This is a genomic window from Streptomyces finlayi (assembly GCF_014216315.1).
Classification (GTDB): Bacteria; Actinomycetota; Actinomycetes; order Streptomycetales; family Streptomycetaceae; genus Streptomyces; species Streptomyces finlayi_A.
Genome location: NZ_CP045702.1, coordinates 4915814 through 4934217, shown reverse-complemented (window position 1 = coordinate 4934217; position 18404 = coordinate 4915814). Strand labels below are relative to the sequence as shown.

General features: G+C 68.3%; 15 protein-coding genes, 1 tRNA gene and 1 pseudogene. 2 read left to right on the top strand and 15 right to left on the bottom strand.

Going from position 1 to position 18404, the window contains the following annotated elements; translation table 11 throughout:
• Positions 1 to 6 precede the first annotated feature (6 nt).
• The 4 genes from F0344_RS22700 to F0344_RS22685 form a co-directional block, all read right to left on the bottom strand.
• The gene (locus F0344_RS22700; protein WP_185300551.1) at positions 7 to 1788 is read right to left on the bottom strand and encodes a DEAD/DEAH box helicase; all 1782 of its coding nucleotides are present in this window, start codon (positions 1786 to 1788) and stop codon (positions 7 to 9) included.
• Positions 1789 to 1948: 160 nt separating this feature from the next.
• Positions 1949 to 2338 carry a type II toxin-antitoxin system death-on-curing family toxin gene (locus F0344_RS22695; protein WP_185300550.1) on the bottom strand — a complete coding sequence of 130 codons (390 nt, stop codon included), beginning with the start codon at positions 2336 to 2338 and terminating at the stop codon, positions 1949 to 1951.
• Positions 2335 to 2535, bottom strand: coding sequence for a ribbon-helix-helix protein, CopG family (locus F0344_RS22690; protein ID WP_073738190.1), 201 nt, complete (start codon positions 2533 to 2535; stop codon positions 2335 to 2337). Before F0344_RS22690 ends, F0344_RS22695 begins: the two co-directional genes overlap by 4 nt.
• 39 nt (positions 2536 to 2574) lie before the next feature.
• Entirely contained in the window at positions 2575 to 4101 is a 1527-nt protein-coding gene (locus F0344_RS22685; RefSeq protein WP_185300549.1) for an MFS transporter, read from the bottom strand.
• Between the two features lie 188 nt (positions 4102 to 4289).
• Here F0344_RS22685 and F0344_RS22680 point away from each other — a divergent pair.
• Positions 4290 to 4364: transfer RNA gene (locus F0344_RS22680), tRNA-Cys, on the top strand.
• Between the two features lie 92 nt (positions 4365 to 4456).
• Here F0344_RS22680 and F0344_RS22675 read toward each other — a convergent pair.
• From F0344_RS22675 to F0344_RS22650, 6 genes and pseudogenes are all read right to left on the bottom strand, one after another.
• Entirely contained in the window at positions 4457 to 5104 is a 648-nt protein-coding gene (locus F0344_RS22675; RefSeq protein WP_308460984.1) for a hypothetical protein, read from the bottom strand.
• A 167-nt stretch (positions 5105 to 5271) separates the two neighbouring features.
• Positions 5272 to 5730 (bottom strand): annotated as a pseudogene (locus tag F0344_RS22670) (transposase family protein); the annotation flags it as partial.
• A 444-nt stretch (positions 5731 to 6174) separates the two neighbouring features.
• Positions 6175 to 6801 carry a hypothetical protein gene (locus tag F0344_RS22665; RefSeq protein ID WP_185300547.1) on the bottom strand — a complete coding sequence of 209 codons (627 nt, stop codon included), beginning with the start codon at positions 6799 to 6801 and terminating at the stop codon, positions 6175 to 6177.
• Between the two features lie 328 nt (positions 6802 to 7129).
• Positions 7130 to 7807, bottom strand: a complete 678-nt coding sequence (locus F0344_RS22660) for a hypothetical protein (RefSeq protein WP_258050054.1) — start codon at positions 7805 to 7807, stop codon at positions 7130 to 7132.
• Between the two features lie 24 nt (positions 7808 to 7831).
• Entirely contained in the window at positions 7832 to 10186 is a 2355-nt protein-coding gene (locus F0344_RS22655; RefSeq protein WP_185300546.1) for a hypothetical protein, read from the bottom strand.
• A gap of 18 nt (positions 10187 to 10204) precedes the next feature.
• Complete coding sequence (locus tag F0344_RS22650) at positions 10205 to 10630, bottom strand: hypothetical protein (protein WP_185300545.1); 426 nt, start codon at positions 10628 to 10630, stop codon at positions 10205 to 10207.
• 174 nt (positions 10631 to 10804) lie between these two features.
• On the opposite strand from F0344_RS22650, the gene F0344_RS22645 reads away from it, so the two are divergent.
• The gene (locus tag F0344_RS22645) at positions 10805 to 11365 is read left to right on the top strand and encodes a GNAT family N-acetyltransferase (protein WP_185300544.1); all 561 of its coding nucleotides are present in this window, start codon (positions 10805 to 10807) and stop codon (positions 11363 to 11365) included.
• 358 nt (positions 11366 to 11723) lie between these two features.
• On the opposite strand, the gene F0344_RS22640 is transcribed toward F0344_RS22645, so the two are convergent.
• The 5 genes from F0344_RS22640 to F0344_RS22620 form a co-directional block, all read right to left on the bottom strand.
• The gene (locus F0344_RS22640) at positions 11724 to 12251 is read right to left on the bottom strand and encodes a GNAT family N-acetyltransferase (RefSeq protein WP_185300543.1); all 528 of its coding nucleotides are present in this window, start codon (positions 12249 to 12251) and stop codon (positions 11724 to 11726) included.
• 256 nt (positions 12252 to 12507) lie between these two features.
• Positions 12508 to 13866 (bottom strand): type VII secretion-associated serine protease mycosin, encoded by a 1359-nt coding sequence (gene mycP, locus F0344_RS22635; RefSeq protein ID WP_185300542.1) that lies wholly within the window; start codon positions 13864 to 13866, stop codon positions 12508 to 12510.
• A gap of 26 nt (positions 13867 to 13892) precedes the next feature.
• Positions 13893 to 15359: a WXG100 family type VII secretion target gene (locus F0344_RS22630; protein WP_185300541.1), complete on the bottom strand. Its 1467-nt coding sequence runs from the start codon at positions 15357 to 15359 to the stop codon at positions 13893 to 13895.
• 57 nt (positions 15360 to 15416) lie between these two features.
• Complete coding sequence (locus tag F0344_RS22625) at positions 15417 to 15923, bottom strand: hypothetical protein (RefSeq protein WP_258050052.1); 507 nt, start codon at positions 15921 to 15923, stop codon at positions 15417 to 15419.
• Positions 15924 to 16039: 116 nt separating this feature from the next.
• Entirely contained in the window at positions 16040 to 18382 is a 2343-nt protein-coding gene (locus tag F0344_RS22620; protein WP_185300540.1) for a xanthine dehydrogenase family protein molybdopterin-binding subunit, read from the bottom strand.
• Between the last annotated feature and the right edge of the window lie 22 nt (positions 18383 to 18404).

Genomic DNA, 18404 nt, shown 5'->3' with positions numbered 1-18404 from the left:
GCCCGCTCACGTCATACGGGTGGCCCACTCCTGGACCTTCTTGATCCGGTCCTGGATCTGTCCGGCCGTCGCCTCGGCGCTCGGCGGGCCGCCGCACACCCGGCGCAGCTCCGTGTGGATCACGCCGTGCGGCTTGCCGCTCTGATGCGTGTACGCCGACACCATCGTGTTGAGCGACTTCCGCAGCCCGAGCAGCTGCTTGTGCGTGACGACCGGCCGGGCCTCGGCGGGCTTCTCCAGCAGGTCGGCCTCCGCGGCCGGCTTCTGGCGGCTGTGCGCGATCTGCCGGGTCTGCCGCTTCTGGAGCAGCAGCTGCACCTGGTCGGGTTCGAGGAGCCCCGGGATTCCGAGGTAGTCCTGCTCCTCCTCACTGCCCGGGTGCGCCTGCATGCCGAACTCGGCACCGTCGTACAGCACCCGGTCGAAGACCGCGTCGGACTCCAGCGCCTCGAAGGGCAGCTGCTCCTCGGTCTCCTCGTCCTCCAGCTTCTCCGCGTCGGAGAGGAGCTTGTCCTCCTCGGCGAACGGGTTCTCCTCCTCCCCGGCCTTCTTGGGCTTGTCGAGGACGTGGTCCCGCTCGACCTCCATCTCGTTGGCGAAGTCGAGGAGCATCGGGATGGTCGGCACGAAGACTGAGGCGGTCTCGCCGCGGCGCCGCGAACGCACGAAACGGCCCACGGCCTGCGCGAAGAAGAGCGGTGTCGAGATGGTGGTGGCGTACACGCCGACCGCGAGGCGCGGCACGTCGACGCCCTCCGACACCATCCGGACCGCGACCATCCACCGCGATCCGTCGTCGGTGAAGGCGTCGATCTTCTTCGAGGCCGCCTTCTCGTCGGAGAGGACGACGGTCGGCTTCTCGCCGGTCACCTTCTTGAGGATCTTGGCGTACTCACGGGCCGACTCCTGGTCGGTCGCGATGACGAGCCCGCCCGCGTCGGGGATGCCCTTGCGGACCTCGGTCAGCCGCTTGTCGGCGGCGGAGAGCACGTTGGGGATCCAGTCACCGGTGGGCGAGAGCGCGGTGCGCCACGCCTGCCCGATGGCGTCCCTGGTCATCGGCTCGCCGAGGCGGGCGGCGATCTCGTCACCGGCCTTGGTGCGCCAGCGCATGTTGCCGCTGTAACTGAGGAAGATGACCGGGCGCACGACACCGTCGGCGAGGGCGTTGCCGTAGCCGTACGTGTAGTCGGCGGAGGAGCGCCGGATTCCGTCGTTCCCCTCCTCGTACGCCACGAAGGGGATCGGGTTGGTGTCGGACCGGAAGGGCGTCCCGGTGAGCGCGAGCCGCCGGGTCGCCGGGTCGAACGCCTCCTGGCACGCCTCGCCCCAGGACTTGGAGTCACCGGCGTGGTGGATCTCGTCGAGGATCACGAGGGTCTTGCGCTGTTCGCACCGGTTACGGTGCAGCATCGGCCGGACTCCGACACCCGCGTACGTCACGGCGACCCCGTGGTACTCCTTGCTCACGGGGCCCGCGCTGTACTCGGGGTCGAGCTTGATCCCTATCCGGGCCGCGGCCTCGGCCCACTGCTTCTTGAGGTGCTCGGTCGGCGCGACGACGGTGATCTGCTGTACGACGTGGTGGTGCAGCAGCCACGAGGCGAGGGTCAGCGCGAAGGTGGTCTTCCCCGCGCCGGGCGTCGCGACCGCGAGGAAGTCGCGAGGCTGCTCCTGGATGTACCTCTCCATGGCGCCCTGCTGCCAGGCTCGCAGCTTGCCGGCCGTGCCCCAGGGGGCGCGGCCGGGAAAGGCGGGTGAGAGGTGGTGGGAGGCGGTAGTAGTCACGGTCTCCGGTTCGGGTCTCTCGGGTACGTGTGGCGCTGTCCGCGGGTCTCGCACGACCTCGTACGACCTCGTACGAGATACGACAACCGGGCCACCTTACCGGGGGCCCGGCTGCGAACGTCCCTGAACTACGCCGCCGCGTCAGGAATTGCGATGGCTGTCACACCTCGGTGACGACCAGCTCGCGAAGCCCTTGCGCGATGGCTTTCACCTCGTCCGTCTCCCCCGTCGCGACGGCGATGACCAGGCGTTCCGCGGCGTCGATGTCGGGACGCAGGTCCACTCCGTTCATGGCCAGGAACGTCACGCAGGACAGCCAGGCCATGCGCTTGTTGCCGTCGAACAGAGGGTGATTGATCGCCAGCGACTGCAGCAGCGCCGCGGCCTTGTCGATCACGTCCGGGTACGCCTCTTCGCCGAACATGGCCGCGGACGGCCGGTGCGCCGCCGACTCCAGGAGGCCCGCGTCGCGCACCACGATCTGCATGTCGCCGCAGGCATGCTCGGCGATGACGAGGATGTCCTCGGCGGACAGATAGACGCAGGTCACTTGAGCCGCTCCATGAGCTCGCCCCACTTGGCGGCCTGCTCCTTGGCGGTCTTCCGGACGATGGCCTGCTGGGCGGTCCTGGCGAGGTAGTCGTCCACGGCCTGCAGGAGTATCGCGTGCATGCTCGTGCCCTCCTGCTCGGCGCGCTGCTTGAGTGCTTCGGTCTGGTCGTCGCGAAGACGCAGATTCATGGCCATAGCAAAACGGTACCAGCCAGTGGGGCCAGAGTGGTACCGCTATCCGGTCCGTATCCGCGCCGCCACCCACGCCCCCGCCAGCGCCACCCCCGCCATCGGCAGGAACACCGCCACGAACGCGCCCGGGTGCGAGCCCAGGCCCCCGGTCCCCGCCCCGTGCGCAGCCGCCCCCAGCGCTCCGCCTCCCAGCGCCGCGAACGCGGCCCCGCCGCCCGCGAGCAGCAGCACGTTGGACAGACCGTCGGAGATCTGGAGGGCGGCCGAGTTGGCCCCAGCCTCCTTCGGTGCCGACAGCTTCAGCAGCAGCACGCTGGTCGACGCGATCACCATGCCCATGCCGAAGCACCCGAAGGCCCAGGCCACGGCCACGATCCAGACCGGCACACCGTCGATCAGCACGGTGGGCGCCGCCGCGATCGACAGCGCGACGAGCACCATGCCACCCACCATGAGCGGCTCCCGGTGCGCCTCCAGGCGAGGGCGCGACTGCACGTACGAGCCGAACGCCCACGTCGCACCGCCGACGGCCAGGGACAGACCGGCCATCGTCGGGCTCAGCCCACGCTGCGTCACGAGCATCAGCGGCACGAAGGACTCGGCGGCGATGAACGAACCGGCTGCGACCCCGCGCAGGAGCACCACCGCGGGCAGCCCGCGCGCCGCGCGTACGGTGCCGGGAGGCAGCAGCCCACGCACGGCGGGCACCAGCAGCACGACCCCGGCAGCGGCGGGGAGCAGGGCGTACCAGTTCAGCTCCTGGCCCGCGTACTGGAGCAGTCCCGCGCCCACCGAGATCCCGAGCGCGAGCCGGATGCGCCGCCGGTCGAAGGGTTCCGCGCCCGTCGAACCGTCGGCGGGTCCCGCCGCCATCCGCCGGATCGCGGGCAGGGCGAGGGCCAGCGGGAAGACGATCAGCACGGGGATGCCGACGAAGACCCACCGCCAGCCGAGGTGCTCGGTCACGGTGCCGGAGGCGAGCGGGCCGACGACGGAGGGGATCACCCAGCTCGCGGCGAAGGCGGCCATGATCGCCGGCCTGATCCGCTCCGGGTACGCGCGGCCGATCACCACGTACAGCGCCACGATGACCAGCCCGCCGCCGAGCCCCTGGACGGCCCGTCCGGCGATGAACATCCACATGCTGTTCGCGGTCCCGGAGAGCAGCAGCCCGGCCGCGAAGGAACTGATCCCGGCGGCGAGCGGCCCCAGCGGCCCGCGCCGGTCGGCCCACTGCCCCGAGAGCACCATGGCGAAGAGGCTGGTGGTGAAGTACGCGGAGAACGCGAACGCGTACAGCGGGATGCCGTGCAGCTCACGCGCCGCGACCGGCATCGCGGTCCCGACGGCGGTGGCTTCGAAGGCGATGAGGAGCACGACGGAGACGATGCCGATGCTGAGCGCGCGGTGGGTGCGCCCGAGGACGCCCTCGCTCTTCGCTTCCTGCTCCTGCTGCTGCTGCTCCTGCTGCTTTTCGCTCTCGCCTGCGACGGTGATTCCGATGGGGGTTCCGAGAAGGGCTTCGATGGAGGGCGAGGCATCGGCGTCGCGCGGTTCGAGGGCGGTCATGAGCCAAGGGTAAGGGGCATGGATGCGTTTGAACCCTGTCTATATATGGGTCCGGTCTCGTCCGTTGGTCGTAGGTCCTGGCGTCCTCCATGAACGGGGCATGGCAGTCGTATTGCGGACCGGCCGGACCCCTTGAACGGCCCACACCGCCGCCCTAACGTCGTCAGAGCAAGCAGGAAAACACACATGACCGTGTGCCCGAGAGGCTCAGGGGCTCGACTGCAACTCGAGTTACACCGGTTCGAATCCGGTCATGGTCTCCACACCGCACGGGCTGAGAAGAGGCTCGGGACGCCGCGAGGGCACACTGCCCTCAACCGCGTCCCGAGCCTCTTTTCCGTTCCCCGCCCCGGTGCTACGCCGGTTCGAATGAGGCCCTGGGGCCCAGCCCTGCCTCCCCTTCGCAGCCCAGCTGCTTCGCCACGGCGAGCGACACCGAGTGCGTAACGGTCGCGTAGGCACGCGTCAACGCCTCGATGTCGCCCTCGGCCTCCTTCGGCATTCCCATGCGCTGGACACCGATCCGGATATGGCCGGGATTCTGCGCCGACCCGGGGAGCTTCTCGCCGCGGCAGGCGAGGCCGACGAACGCCTCGTCCGGAGCGGCACCCGCCCCCTCCCCCATGTCCAGCGGCGTGAACTTCGGAGCGGGCTTCTCGTTCCCCGGGTCCCTGAGGGACAGGTGCCAGGTGACGCGGAGTTCGTCACCTGTCGTTCCGGCCGGGGTGTAGATCCGGCATACGTCACCGTTCCCGCCGGAAGAGCCGTTGCTGAGCGGCGAGAAGACGCCGATCATCTCCTCCGCCGCATGGGCGACGGTGGACGTCTCGTCCGTCTTCTCGAACCGGGTCGACCCTGTGATGACTTCCAGCGCCTTCCTCGCCTCGGTGGAAACGGCACCACCGCACAGCTTCTCCGCGGCGACGGGCTTCTCGTCGGCCGCCTTCGCGCCCTCGTCGCCTCCGCCGCAGCCGACGGCGCCGACGAGCAGAGAAGCAGCCACGACCACACCGGAGAGGCCGCCGGGGATACGCCTACCTTTGATCAACATCAGCATCTCTCTGTCTCGTTGCCGCTCACCGCGTCAGCCGGCTTCCGGGTCACTGCCCTGCTGGTTCTCACGGTCGTTGCCCGTCGCGTATCCGATCCTCATGGATTCCTTGACCGTTTTCAGCGTTGTCTCTCCAGGGTGAGGACGGCTGCGGCGATTGACGTCATGCGGTTTGGGCTCACGCGGGACCGGCGGAAGATGCGCCAGGATTGCAGTCGTGCCATCCCTCGTTCAACGGGTGCCCGGGCCTGGGCCAGTGCTCGGCTGACCGTGCGCTGGGTCGGGGACAGTTCACCGCCTGGAGGCCGTTTGCGTCCGGTGGTCACCCACGGTCCGGCTCCCTGGTAGGCCCGGTCGGCCAGGACGGGGACGCCCTGGCGTTCGCAGAGCCGGATGATCCGGTGCCCGCGGGCCGCTGTGAGGTCGTGGGTACGGCTGGGCAGCGAGGGCGAGATCCACAGCGTGTGGCCCGTCGGATCGGTCACGACCCGCACGTTCACGCCGTGCCGGCGGTGCTTGTGGGAGCAGTCGGCCCGTCCGTCGCCGGCCCGATCCCACTCCGCGAGGGTGCCATCGACATGTCGATGTGGGCCGGCCCGGAGCCGGGCAGTTTTCCGCTTCGGCTGGTGAACCGGAGGAACGCGCCGCCCGTCGCGGTAAGGGCCCGCCCCCCATCTCCAGCACGGTGAACTTCGGGGCCGGGTCGTCCACCGGTGCGCTGCCGGGCACCTGCCAGGTGATCCTGAGCTCGTCGCCGGACGTGCAGACGGGGGTGTAGCCGCGGCAGATGTCTCCATCACCGGTGGTGAAGGACGTATACCGGTCACTCAGCTCCTTCGCCGCGTGGGCGACCGTGGACAGCTCGCCAGTCGCTTCGAACCGCGAGGAGCCGGTGATCACCTTCAGCGCCTTGCCTGCGTCGGCTGACACCGCCCTTCCCCCGCAGAGCTCTGTGGGGGCATTCGCGCGTCTGCCTCATTCGTCGTCTCAGGAGGCGCCTCTCCGGTGTCAGACATCCCACGTTACGTGGCCGCAGGCAGTGCGGAGGGAATAACGGGAGGCGTCGCGCACCCCATCTCCTCCGTCACCGACTGAGCGAACGCCCTCAGCAACTCCCACCGGAGTTCCGCTCCGAGGCTCGCACCCGACACCTCGAACTGGAGCGGCAGATCGGACGACTGCGACGCAGTTGCTCCGGGTACCGCGCATGCCGCGAGCAACTGCATTCGGGCCGGACCAGGTTCCGGTGCCACATACACCGATTCGTTCACCTGACGCCACGTCCGACTGTTCTTCGGGCTGTCCAGCAACCCGAGTGAGAGAACGGACCACTTCACCGATGCATCTACGGTGCCGATGATTTGGCCTCCCTCGAACGCATCCATGCGGCAACCCGTGTAGGAGTTGTGCAGCAGATCCGACTTCTGCCACCGCTTCGCCTCCCGTACGAGACCGTTCACCAGCACATCCGCCTGAGGTGTTCCGCTCACCTCGACATCGCTTCCGCCCGTCGTCTTGACAGCCGCGTCCACGTTCCCGGCGCCGAGCAACGACTTGCACCGCCCCAGTTCCGGGGATTCTGCGCGTTCCTCGCCCCCGGAACATCCCGAAAGAAGACCGCCGATGACCAGAACGGCGATGACGGTCATCCGATTCGATTTGCACAGCATCATCATTTGACCTTATCCAGATCACTGGCCGCAGTTTTTCCGTTCCCGCAATACCTCATGAACAGTGTGTGGCAGTCGGATTGCGGGCCGACCGGGCCCCTTGGACGCCGCGTACGGCCTCCATAACGTCGACAGGGCAAGGAAGAAAACAACACACATGACCGTGTGCCCGAGAGGTTCAGAGGCTCGACTGCAACTCGAGTGACACCGGTTCGAATCCAGTCACGATCTCCAGGGCGCTCATGCCCGTACTTACGCGAAGGGCCCTCGGATCCCGGCGAATTCGAGGGGCCCTTCATCCCTCACCTCACGTGCGGGGTTCCAGCACGGGCTTCTCAGTCAGACCGGCGTTGTTCTCACATTCGAGCTTGTTCACCACGACGAGCGAAGCAGCATGGAGGATCTCCAAGTTGGTATCGCGGAACTCGCGCGTGTCCGGTGTGTCGCTCTTCCCGCGCCCGAAACCACCCAGAATCCGCAACGGGGTCTCTTCCGACCCCTTCAACTGAGGGCTGACACACTCGACATAGAGCGATGCGCCTCCTTTCCCGACTTCGGCCTGCAAGCCCATGGTGTAGAGCTCCGATCCGGCTGGCATACGAAGGTCACCCACGTCCTGTGGGGCGTACATGGAGAACTTGAGCCCGCCTCTTTCTCGCGACCCGCCACCCCTCGGTTCCAGTCTGCAGAGTTCGGCCCCGGTTGCCCAGCTACGCCCCGACGCATAGCCGCGCTTCAGCGCGTCGACGACATTGTCCAGCCCCTTGGTCCCCTGGTTGTAGAACACCGTGTCCCCCGTTACGGACTCGACCTTCTTCGCCAGCGGACCGGCGAACAGCCCATTACAGAGCTCACCGGCACCGACGAACCGGGCCTCCTCCACCTTCTCGTCCGAACCACACGCCACACCCCCGGCGCCCAAGACCAGCACCAGCCCGGCAACGGCAAACAGACGCCGTGCCCGCACCCATCCCATGATCCTCATCCGCCCGTACCCGCTCCTCTTGCGTCAGTCGGTATTCGGTGCCGTGCCCTGTTGGTTCTCGCGGTCGTTTCCTTTCCCGTAACCCGTCGTCATCGATTCCTTCATGTCCTGTCGGAACCCCGTGTCGACGGCGCTCGCATGACCCGCCAGGAACTCGCGCATCGGGGCCTCAGCCATCGCTTCGCCGGAACGATAGATCCTGTTCCATTCCTGCTCGGTGAGGTCTTCGGCCTTTTCCTTGCTCTTCTCCACCGAGTTGTCCGAGATATCTCCGACGACCTGCCCGATGACCTGCTCCGCAGCTCCACTAGCCGTGTCGGTGACCAACGGAATGAGCACCGCGGCCGTACCCACAGCAGCCGTCGCCGGCAAGAAGGCAACACCCGCCGCGACTCCGGCAACCGCACCGAACTCCACCCAGCCCGCCCGCTTGGCCACGGCCTTTTCGTAGTCCTCGTGCGTCTTCATGTGATCTGCCTGGACCTGGTCGGCCCGGGACTGGTCGAGCATGCCCTGCACCTCGGCACCCACGAACACTGCCGACCGGGCCGAGCCCGTGTCGATCCCATCGGCTCCCACCTGGGCTTCAAGCACGCTCCGGGTGTAGACCTGCTCCGCTGCGGAGAGAGTGGCGTACGCATCAGGATGCTGCCCCATGACGCTCAGAAACTGCCGCGCGACGTCCCGACCGTGTCTGTCCGGAGAGTCAGAGAAGTCGAGATGTCCGTCCGGGTTCTTGCCCGGCGCGAAAACACTGTTCTGGTCGTTCATCTCCAGCGCCCAGTTGATGTCATCGATGTATCCAGCGCCCATGACGCCGAGGCTGCCCGCCAGACCCTCCTGGTGCTTCACAAGCCCCGCGTCCGCGCCGTACTTCTCCATGACGTCTTGCATGACCTTGGCGTTGTCCGCGTCTCTGACCACGCCCGCGTCCGGGTGGCCGGCCGGGTAGCCGAGGGTCGCCGACTCCAGGGCTCGTCCCAGTGCATCCGGCATGTACTGAAGCGTCGGCTTCAGCTTGTCCGGGTCGGTGGAGTTGCTGTCGCCGAACGTCTCCCACTTCTCGTTTCCGAAGAAGTCGAGATAGTTCTTGATCTCCTCGCCGTCCTTGTCCTTGCCGAGGTCCGCCGAAGCCCCCTTGTTCACCGTCCCATCCTCGTTGTACGCGGTCGGGTCGTCGGTGAAGAAGCGCTTCGCGGCATCCGGACTGTTCCCGAGCGCTTCCAGCATGGCCGTGGCCGGGTCGTAGCCGGCGCCGCCCTTCCCCGACGGGTTGAACGGGTTGTCCACCGGACCGTTGATCTGCTTGGTGTTGGCGAAGAGATAGGGATCCTTCTGGTGCAGCTGCGCCACATGCTCGGCAATCGGGTTGAGGAACTTCGCGTCGTAGTTCCCGTAGCGCATGATTCCACCGAGCAGCTGATAACCGTACGCACTGGTGCGGAAATCGCCCTGGGTGAGCGGCATCTGCTCGGTGCCGAGCTTTCGGAGTTCTGGACCCCACTCGGCCGTGAACGTCTTGTCGTGCGAGGCGGTGGCCAGGTTGAGACCGAGATTGCGCTGCAGCTCCTGGACGTCCTTCAGGCGTTCCTTGTCGACCTTGCCGTAGTCATTCTCATCGAGCGTGTCCCTTCCCATCTGGCCGAAGAACGTGAGGGCCTTCTCCGGCCCGAGCTTCTCATAGAAGTTCTTCGAGAACTCCTGGGACTTGGAGTTGTCGCGCAGCAGCTCGTTCAGCGCCTGGAGTTCGGCGTGCGTGAGGGCAGGCCCCTTGGCGGCGAACTGCGCCGCGCGGGCCGCTTCCTCCTGGTCGAGGTTCTGGTACTTCGGTGCGCTGAAGTCCTTGCCTTCGGTGACGTTGGCTTCCAGGGCGTTCTTGAATGCGACATCCGTGTCGTTGCAGTTGTCGACGATCAGGTCGATCTTCTTCTGCCAGGCTTCGAGGGACGCACGCTGCTTGGCCAGGAGTTCGCTGTAATCCGGGTCGTGCCGCGCCGTGTTGTCCTTCTCCAGCGGATGGCGGGTCGTCACCTTGCCCTTGGCGTCGACATGGATGCCCGCCGCCGGGCCGTCGACGTCCCGGATGGTCACCAGATCGTCCTTGGCCTTCTTGATGGCCGTGTGGGCGTCCTCCAGGATGAGCTTGACGCCCTTCGCCTCGGCCGCCGCGTCCTTGAACTCCTTGGCGGTCTTGCCGACGAACGCCTTGGTGACGCCGGCGTTGGCGCCTTCCCACTCGGCCTTGTCCGCCTTGGCCTTCATCCCGTCGGTGGCGTCCTCGGCCAGCCGGTCCAGCTTGGTGACCATCTCCGACCAGTCGTCCGCGGCCGTCTTCAGTCTGCCGACGGGTGCGTCGACGATGTCCTCGTACTTCAACATGACCTGTTCCCCCGCGGATTACTTCAGATACTCGTTGAGCTTGGACACCGAGATCAGGTCGCCGCCGATCTGGACGTCATCCTTCGCATGGGCGGATTTCGTGTAATTAAGGTGATTCGAAATCTGCGAGCACGCGTCGAGCAGCGTCTTCAGGTGGGTACTCCAACGGTCGTGGACCTTCAGAAGGCCCGAGCCGCTCTCGAAGTTGCCGTTGGTGAGCGCGATGGCCGCGTCGAAGGTCGAGGGCCTGGCGTGATCGCCGTCCTTCGAGACCCTGGTCCGCAGTTCGTACGCCTCGTGCCCGATGGCGCCCAGGTGGTCCTGATTGACCGCAAGGTCGGCAGAAGACGGACCACCGGGCTCCGCAGGGACACCATTCAGGCGCATATCAACCCGTTGTGTCGATTCCACACGAAGTGCCGCCCACTCTGCGTCGAACGTCATGCATTCCCCCGTACTCGCGTATCGGATTCCATCGGCGTCATTGTCTCCGCCCTCGATGACGCCCACGCTAACCGCCCAGTTTCGCCAACTCCACGCCGGGGAGTGCGCCACGGGGACCGGCACCGGCCGCGTGCGAGGATCGAAGGACGTACACGGCAGTTGAGGAGGACGGGCGTGTTCGCGATACCCCTGGGTGACGGAGCGGAGCTACAGCCGCTGGAGCCCTGGCAGGCCGAGGAGTTCCTCGCCCACATGGACCGCGGCCGGGCCTACATCGGTCAGCACGTGGGACTCCCCGATGTCGTGCCCGACCTCGACTCCGCACGGAACTGGCTCCGGAAGCACGCCGACAAGACCGCCGCGGACACCGGCCGGATCTACGGCATCCGGCTCGACGGACTCCTCGTCGGCGGCATCCTCCTGCCCGCCTTCGACGCCGCCGCGGGCACCTGCGAGGCAGGCTGCTGGCTGGAACCGGACGCGACGGGGCGCGGCCTGATCACCCGTGCGCTTCGCGTGATCATCGACTGGGCGGTCCGGGAACGCGGAATGCACCGGGTGGAGTGGCTGGTGTCCCCCGAGAACACGCCCAGCATCAACGTGGCCAAGCGGCTCGGGATGACCCTCGAAGGCGTACAGCGGCAGAACGACCTCTACCGGGGCGTACGTCAGGACACCGAGATCTGGTCGGTGCTGGCCCCGGAATGGCTCTCCGCTCACCCCGCCAAGCCGTAGGGCACGCACCCGGAAGGCGGCACCGGGCTTCGCCGGCCCCTGTGTCCGTGACGGCCCCACCTGCGGCCGCGCGCCCATGGCCGCGCCGAGACGGCGCCTGAAACAGCAGCCCGATGTCCCCAGAGCGCGCCACCCGCCGCACCGGAGGCGAGGTGGTCGTCGGCCTGGTGCAGCTTGATCCGGCCGTCCCTCTCGCGACGCTCCACGACGGTGGGCGGGGGCGGGGGTCAGCCAACCGGTCAGGGCAGTGCGGGCGAGGCGGTGGAAAGCCGTGGCCAGTTCGTGTCTCCAGGGCCAGGTCGCCGAGATCCGCAGGCGGAGGCGGCGCCCACCGCGGGTGAGGCGGGCGGCGGCGAGGCTAGTCGCTGAGGATCCGCTCCCACAGCAGCCCGTCCCGCCAGCTCCCGTCGAGAAAGATCGAGGAGTGCGCGACGCCGTACGGACTGAACCCGTTGTGGCGCAACACCCGCTGCGACGGCAGATTCTCCAGATTGGTGGACGCCTCGGCGCGGTGCAACCCGAGTTCGTCCGTCATCACCCGGAGTACAAGCCCGACGGCGTGCCCGGCGTGCCCCTGATTCTGGGCGACGCCGGCGATCCAGTATCCGACGGAGCCGCGGCGCAGGTGCGGCTGCGGCAGGATGCCTCCGACGGTGACCTGCCCGATCACCTGGTCGTCGGCGAGTACCACGCCCGGCCAGACCGCGCCGGCCCGGTATCCGGCCAGCAGGCCGTCGATCCGCTCCGCCTGGCCCTCCGGGGTGAAGAAGTCGGCCGGCTGGGCCGGTTCCCACGGCCGGAAAGCCTCGAAGTCCCGCACCCGATGCGCGGCTATCGGAGCGGCGTCGGTGGGCTCGATCAGGCGGATCCTGGTGCTGCTGGGCATGGGCTGATCCTCGTCGCGGTGCGTCGGATGAGACGGCCAACTTATGCGAGGGCACCCGCGCCGCCGCACCCTACGCCCGCCGGGGGATCGAGTCGATCGCGAAGCTCGTGTTCTCGATCTGCCCGCAGACCAGACAAGTGCCTCCTGCTCGGACCGACAGAACCCCTTGGGGGCGGTTGTAAGTGGTTGCGGAGGCTGCGTTGCGTGGGACGCTACGCAGCCTCCGCAAGCCTCGACTTCCCCTGCACAACTCCGCTCAGACGCGGGGGTCCTGGGACGGCGGGCCGCCGTACGGGGGCCGGGCGCCGGGGGTTCCGTGGGGCGGGGCGTAGGCCGGGTGGGGCGCCTGCTGGTACGGGGGCGGGGTGGGGGCGGCGGTGCGGCGGCGGGAGCGTGCGGCTGCGACGGCTACCGCACCACCGATCAGGGCAGCGGCTCCGACACCAAGGCCGATCCAGAGCGCTGCGTTGCCGCTCTCGTCGTCGGTGGCGGGGGCAGCGACGGCCGGGGTCTCGTCCTCATCCGCCTCGGAGCCGCCCTTGGTCGGCGTCGGCTTTGCGGACGGCTTCGCCGACTCGGCTGCGGCGAGGTCGGGGAGCGGGTAGACGTCGGCGGGACCGGGGTCGCCCGGGGTCTTCAGGGCGATGCGGGGGCGGACGATGCCGTGTCCGACGTAGTCGGTGCGCTCGGCACCGTTGTTCGGGCCGCCTGCCGTGTTCAGGAGGACGCGCAGGACCTGGTTGTTGGTCCAGTCGGGGTGCTGGGACCAGATGAGTGCGGCGGAGGCAGAGGCGATAGCTGAGGCGTCACTGGTGCCGGTGGTCTTACATAGACCCGTTTTCCCACCGCAGGCTTGGACCATGTCGACACCCGGTGCGGCGAGATCGACCTGAGTCCCGTACTGCGAGTAATCGGCTCTCTTGCCATCCCTACCGACGGATGCCACGCCAACCACGCCGGGAGTTCCTGCCGGATACCGCATCGGATTTCCCGACTCGGCAGTATTTCCGACAGCAGCGAAGATCAACGATCCCTTCTGAAGGGCGTACTTCACCGCATCGGCGAGCTGTGGCGAACCTACCAAATCCCCAGAGGAGACATTGATGACCTTGGCGCCATTGTCCGCGGCGTACCGAATACCCTTCGTGAGGTCGTCATTGAAATTCTTGCTTCCGGTTGCCCCGTTGACCTTTCCGGTGTCGTCCGTCATACGAATAGGAAGGATCTTGGCTCCCGGCGCAAGCCCGAACGCGCCGTCACCCCCGCCCGACTGTCCTGTACCGGCGATCAGCCCTGCCATTCCGGTTCCGTGACCGTCGTAGTCGACGTGTTCGTCGCCAGGCGAAGTGAGCGCCAGGTCTTTCCCCTTGAGCACCTGGCCGAGCAGGTCCGGGTTGGAGGGATCGACGCCGGAGTCGATGACTGCAACGGTCACGTTCTCACCGGTACTCGTCTCCCACATCTCCTCAGCCTGCATGCTGTCGAGATGCCACTGATCGGAACGCACCGAGTCCGCACGAGCAGGTACGGCCCCGATCAGCAGCAGCCCCAAAACTACCGAAGCCACGGTTCCTGGGCGAGCAGCTCCCCAGTTGACGTTCCTGCTGATCCGCATGCGATTCCTTTACTAGTTCCTAGTACTCAGTCGACGACCGGCGGCACGATGCGGCGACCGTTCTGTTGCCAGGTCTCCTCATCCTCCGTGAGGTAGTCCGGCCTCTCGCCCCTTGCCTCACGGCGCGAGTCCCCCGGACGCTGAGGATTGAGTGCTCCCCCACGGCCCACCGGACCTGCGCCACGAGCACTCTGAGGCGAGCCCCCGCCCCTGACCAGGCCACTGCCTCCCGGCGTGAACGGACGGCCGCTGGTGGCCCCCTGCTGCTGCGGACGGCCACCCACGATTCCGCCGGTCTCACCCGCCAGACGGCGACCGCCCATCATGCCGTTCTGACCACCGGTGGGACCCCCCATGCCCGGGCCGTGCCCCATGGGTGCACGGCCGCCATGGGTTCCCTCGCCACCGATCACGGTGCCGCGGGGAAGTCCCACCATCGGCCTGCCCGACGACTGTGGGACCGGGCGGCCACCGACGATTCCGCTCTGCCCGGACGGTCGGCCGATGGGCCCGGGGCCGGAAGTCCTGCCGGTCGCGGGGGACACGGGCAGGCGCGAAGTACCTGTCGACTTACCTCCGCCAACAGCCGTGGGCGGCTGGCCGGGGCCACGCGCGACAATCGGCGGGGCGCCCCCGATCACCGACGGCAAACCGCCATCGGCCTTCCCCCCGCCCGGCATGCTCGGCGGAGTCGCCGAAGGAATGGCCGGAGCGTCCGGCAGCGTGGCTACGCTGTCGATCTCCATATCCACGGAACGCGGCATGGTGCCTGAAGAAGAGGGCGACTGCACCAATCCGGGCGTCACCGCTACGCCGCCACCTGCCGATTCGGCTTCTCTCGCATACGCCGCGGGACCGCCCGCGACACCGCCGGCGGTTCCGCCGATCGCTCCGCCCGTACGGCTGTAGTCTCCACCGCCAGTGCTGTCGTATTGATCCGCGTTCGGCACGAACGCCTCCGGCGGCGGCGGGAACTTGGGCACGTCCATGCCCGTGATCCGGTCGCTCGACAGCTCGTATGCCTCCGAGAGCCTCTTCATCACCTGGGCAGCTTCTTGGCGGTTCGCTTCCTTCCCGGCGATCAGCGTCTCCGCCGACGTCCGGGCCACCGCCGATGCATCCGGGTCGTTCCGCGCCGCGAGCGCCGCGTCCAGGTTCGCCTGTGCGCCGGCGTGCGTGCGGGGAATCGCCATCTGGGCCAGGGCGATCGCGTCGGACGCCTCGGCCAGCCGCTTCGACGCGCCCTCGCTGTACTCGGCGAGGCGCAAGGTCGCGTTGGCCAGGTCCGCGGTCCAGGTTCGGAACGCGTTGGCGCCCTCGCCCTTCCACTCCACGATCTGCGGACGGATCTTCAAGTCCTCCGCGATCTTCTTGATTTCCGTGGACGCGCTCAACAAGCGGTCGGCCGCGCCCTGCACAGCCCCGCTGTTGGTCTGGTCGAGCCACCTGAGCATCCGCTCGTGCGACATGTCCTCGAACGATGTCCTAGGCATCCCGTTCCCCCGTCCCTACCTCTGCCCGTACCCCTACCCCGCCACAGAACGTCGCCATCAGAAGTCCGCGGAGGTTTCCTGCGGCGTCGGCGTCGGCTCCGCCGACTTCGCCGAAGGCTCATCCGGCACGTACTCGCCGCCGTAATGCTCCTCGGTACTGCCGCTGATAGCGCGCATGCGCGCGCGGATGTCCTCGTCCATGTTCTCGTAGCCCTTGTGGGACGCGAGAACCGCGATACCCATGCCCTCTATCGAGTCCGAGAGCATCTTCGAGAGGTTTTCCAGCTCGGTGATGACCGTTTTGTACGATCCGTACAGCCCCTGGGCCTCGGTCCACGCCACATCGCCGAACTCGGTTGGGGCGACACGGTCCTCGCCCACCTTCTTCGCGTCGGCCGGTGATGCCTTGAGGTCCTGCAGGAGCTCGTCGATGCGGTCCCGGAACTTCGTGAACGACTGCAGCTCCGTGTACAGGTCACCCACTGTGTCCTGTACGACATCGAAGATGCCCGCGAACGGCCATCCCGGCGCCGGTCCCGCTCCTGACCCTGCGTCGCTCGCCACAGTGCCCTCCCCCGTGTACATCTGACTGAAGCTTTACAGATCACTGTAGTCAGCATCAGTGACAGACCGCACCCCCGGGTTGCACGTGCAACGCGGATCACACCGTCAGGCGCCTGTCATGCCTTGGGTGTTGCCACCGCTGCCTGTGGGCGGATCGGGAGGCGGTTGACCGGGCGGCCGGTTGCCGAGCGGACTGCTGAGGCGACGGCCGCGGGGGACGCCACCACCGGTACCGCAGAGGCGGCCTTGGCGCCGAAGGGGGCCACCACGTCGCGTTCCTCGACGAGTTTGACGATGCGAATGTCCGGTGCGTCCAGGGCCGTCGGAAGCGCGTAGCCGGTGAGGTCGGGGTGCCGGATCAAGCCACGGGCGGTGCGGAGGTTCTCCGTGAGGGCGGCGCCGATGCCCTGCGTGACGCCCGCCTCTATACGGACGGCCAGCTGGGCGGGGTTCAGGACGCGGCCCACGTCCTGGGCGACCGCCATCTCGACGACCCGGATCGAACCCAGCTCGATGTCGACGTCCACCACCGCGCGGATCGCGCAGAAGGCGAGGCCGACGAACGCGTCGCCCTGGCCGGACTCGTCGAGGGGTTCGGTCGGGTGGGGGCGGCACTGGGCGGTGGCCCAGAGTTCCTTGCCGTCCATGGCCTCCGTGACCGTCGTGGACAGCACCCCGTCGTACGAGGTGATCTTGCCGTCGGCGATCTGGAGGAGCTCCGTGGACATGCCGAACTGGTGGGCCAGCGGCTGGAGGAGCTGGGTGCGCACCATCTTGGCGGCCCGCTCCACGGCCCCGCCCGAGACCCAGGTGTGACGACCGTGCGTCGCCGGGCCCGCCGGGGGCTGGTCGGTGTCCACCGCGGCCACGTGGACCTCTTCGATGCCCAGGGTCTCCTGCACGATCTGCCGGGCGAGGGTGGAGAAGCCCTGGCCGGTTTCCACCGCTGCGCAGATGACCGTGGCGATGCCGTCGTGCACCCGGACCGTGGCCGTGGAGACCTCGTCCGCGCCCTCGGCGCCGAGCATGTGGACCATGCCGAGCGCGTAACCGACTCCGCGTCTCACGGCCCCGGGCTCGCCCGCGCCTTCCGGGCCTCCGGGCAGCAGCCAGTCGTCCTGCGAGATGTCCTTCGGCAGGGCGGGCAGCGGGAAGTCCCGTACGGCCCTGAGCAGTTCCGCGACCGGTGCCGGGCACGTCACGGTCTGGCTGGTGGGCAGGATGTCACCCGTGGACAGCACGTTACGGAGGCGGAGCTCGGCCGGGTCGATGCCCAGCCTGGCCGCCAGCTTGTCCATCTGGCCCTCGTAGGCCGCGCAGACCTGCATCGCGCCCTCGCCGCGTACGTGACCGGAGGGCGGGTTGTTCGTACGGACGGCCCAGCCCTCGATGAAGGCGTGCGGGACGACGTACGGGCCGCAGGCGAAGGCGACCGCGGCGGCGAGGGACTCGGACGAGGAGTCGGCGTACGCGCCGGCGTCGAGCAGGATCTGGGCCTCGACCTTGACCAGCCGGCCCTCGGCGTCCGCGTGGTGGCGGTAGCGCAGGAGCGTCGGGTGGCGGTGGGCGTGCCCGAGGAAGGAATCCTCGCGGGTGGCGACCAGTTTCACCGGGCAGCCGGTGCGCAGGGCGAGCAGGCCCAGCGGGATCTGGAAGCCGGGATCCTCACGGTCGCCGGTCGCCCCGGGGACACCGGTGACGACGACCTTCACCCGGTCCGGCTCCAGGCCGAAGCAGGCGGCGGCCAGGTCGCGGTCGGTGTGCGGGTCGGTGGAGGCCGTGTAGATCTCCACGCCGCCGTCGGGGCGGGGCACGGCCAGACCGGCCTCGGCTCCGATCGGGGCGGGGTCCTGGCGGCCGATGCGGTACAGGCCCTCGACGATGACCTCGCCCACGGCGTCCGGGTCGCCGTAACGCAGCGGGATGTGGCGGATGAGGTTGCCGTCGGGGTGCAGGGGTTCGGCGGCGAACGCCTTCTCCGGGTCGGTGACCGGTTCCAGGACCTCGTACTCGACGGCGATGGCCGCCGCGGCGAGGCGTGCCGTGTCCGGGTGGTCCGCGGCGACGGCGGCCACGGGCTCACCGTGGTGGCGCACCAGCTCGGAGGCGAACACGGGGCGGTCGACGACCAGACGCCCGTAGGAGCCGTCCCCGGGGATGTCCTGGTGGGTGACGACCGCCCGTACCCCCGGCATCTCGGCCGCTGCCGAGGTGTCGATGGACAGGATGCGGGCGTGCGGGTGCGGTGAACGGAGCACGGCCGCCCACAGCAGTCCCTCGGCCCAGAGGTCCGCCGCGTACGGGAAGGTGCCCTCGGTCTTCGCGCGGGCGTCGGCGGGCGGGAGCGAGGCGCCCAGGCCGAGCGCGGGAGTCTCCTGGTCCGGGCCGGAGCCGAGAACGGTGGTGTCAGGGAACGTGGTGCGGGTGGCGCTGGTCGCGGTGGCTGCGTCGCTGCTCACGCCGCCTCCTTGTCATTCGCCC

Coding starts and splice junctions, on each gene's coding strand:
- F0344_RS22665 (WP_185300547.1), bottom strand. CDS start 6,801: ATGACCGTCATCGCCGTTCTGGTCATCGGCGGTCTTCTTTCGGGATGT.
- F0344_RS22650 (WP_185300545.1), bottom strand. CDS start 10,630: ATGACGTTCGACGCAGAGTGGGCGGCACTTCGTGTGGAATCGACACAA.
- F0344_RS22655 (WP_185300546.1), bottom strand. CDS start 10,186: ATGTTGAAGTACGAGGACATCGTCGACGCACCCGTCGGCAGACTGAAG.
- F0344_RS22685 (WP_185300549.1), bottom strand. CDS start 4,101: ATGACCGCCCTCGAACCGCGCGACGCCGATGCCTCGCCCTCCATCGAA.
- F0344_RS22660 (WP_258050054.1), bottom strand. CDS start 7,807: ATGAGGATCATGGGATGGGTGCGGGCACGGCGTCTGTTTGCCGTTGCC.
- F0344_RS22630 (WP_185300541.1), bottom strand. CDS start 15,359: ATGCCTAGGACATCGTTCGAGGACATGTCGCACGAGCGGATGCTCAGG.
- F0344_RS22690 (WP_073738190.1), bottom strand. CDS start 2,535: ATGGCCATGAATCTGCGTCTTCGCGACGACCAGACCGAAGCACTCAAG.
- F0344_RS22640 (WP_185300543.1), bottom strand. CDS start 12,251: ATGCCCAGCAGCACCAGGATCCGCCTGATCGAGCCCACCGACGCCGCT.
- mycP (WP_185300542.1), bottom strand. CDS start 13,866: ATGCGGATCAGCAGGAACGTCAACTGGGGAGCTGCTCGCCCAGGAACC.